Source organism: Sphingorhabdus arenilitoris, from assembly GCF_042651485.1.
Taxonomy (GTDB): Bacteria; Pseudomonadota; Alphaproteobacteria; order Sphingomonadales; family Sphingomonadaceae; genus Sphingorhabdus_B; species Sphingorhabdus_B arenilitoris.
In genome coordinates this window covers 1-786 of the sequence record NZ_JBHSDH010000024.1, presented here as the reverse complement: position 1 = coordinate 786, position 786 = coordinate 1, and the positions used below count along the sequence as shown (strand labels likewise).

The window sequence follows — 786 nt, the reverse complement described above, 5'->3', positions numbered from 1 at the left end:
TTTTATGAAGAATATAGCTATGATGCGCTGGGCAACCGGATCACCTCCAGAAACAAGCTGGGCGCGGTCACCAATTATGCGTATGACCGGCGCGGGCTTTTGGTCCAAGAAACCTTGCCGCAGGCGACCTATCTGAATGACGCCACGCTGCAATCCTCGACCATCGTCAACAAATTTGAATATGACGCCAGAGGCAACCGTACGAAGCTGATCGAGGCTTTCGGCCTGGCTGAGCAGCGCATCACCTCTTATATCTATGACAAGAATAACCGGTTGATCCAAACCAGCGTCCCTGCGCCGCATGGCAATGTGGCGAATGAATATATCAAATATGATTTGCGCGGCAATGTCACCGAGACGGTCGATGCGACCGGCGGGCGCACGCTGTTCTTTTATGACGATCTCAATCGTAAAGTGGTGGAGATCAATGCGGTCGGCACCTACACCAAATATAGTTATGACAAGAATGGCAATGTCACCAATATCCGTATTTATGAAAATGCGGTCAGCTTGCCTGCTGAGGGTGGCAGCGAGGAAGAGGCCCCCGGCATTCCCGCAGGCGCATATCGCGAGACAGTATTTGCCTATGACAATCTGAACCGGATGGTAACGAGCAGTGTAACGGGCATTGCCACCGGCTATTGGAACGGTTCTTCCTATGTAACAGCTACGGGTAATCTGACCACCAGCTATGTCTATGATGCCAATGGCAATGTGGTGAGCCTGACTGATCCCAACGGGCGAGCGACCTATAGCTATTATGACAGGTTGGGGCGCAAAACCGCG

General features: G+C 52.0%; 1 protein-coding gene. It reads left to right on the top strand.

Annotated features, from left to right (window positions below; genetic code table 11):
- Window positions 1-786 (top strand): hypothetical protein (locus ACFOWX_RS13315; RefSeq protein WP_381425114.1); only part of this gene is annotated, 786 nt, incomplete at both ends.